The sequence below is a fragment of the Citrobacter sp. TBCS-14 genome (assembly GCF_005280805.1).
GTDB classification, from domain to species: Bacteria; Pseudomonadota; Gammaproteobacteria; order Enterobacterales; family Enterobacteriaceae; genus Citrobacter; species Citrobacter gillenii.
This window is the reverse complement of record NZ_SZWM01000189.1, coordinates 1-325: the sequence shown is the minus strand read 5'-3', so window position 1 is coordinate 325 and position 325 is coordinate 1. Positions and strand designations below refer to the sequence as shown.

At 53.5% G+C, this 325-nt stretch carries 1 pseudogene; it reads right to left on the bottom strand.

Going from position 1 to position 325, the window contains the following annotated elements:
* A pseudogene (locus FDX22_RS12055) lies at positions 1-325 on the bottom strand (exonuclease subunit SbcC); the annotation flags it as partial.

The following is a 325-nucleotide window of genomic DNA, read 5'->3' as shown; positions in this document are numbered from 1 at the left end:
ATTGTTCCTGAATTCGCTCCCAGTACGGACGCAATGCTCTGGCGGGATGTGCCAGGCTGAGTGTCGCCAACTGCGGTTGTGCTTTATCTTGCGCCTCTTTTGCGGTCTGTAATGCTTGCTGGTGGCGGCTTACTTCTGCCTGCAGCTCATTTTGTCGGATGAGCCAATTAAGATGCTGTTGCTGGATTTGCTGACGGGTAAGATGCTGTTTTTCTTCGTCAGTAAGTACCTGCAAACTTTCTGTCAAGGACTGTACCTGCTCTGGTGCTAACAGCGCCACGCCGCTGGCCTGGGCCTGTAGTTTTTCCAGCTCCGTACGCGCTGC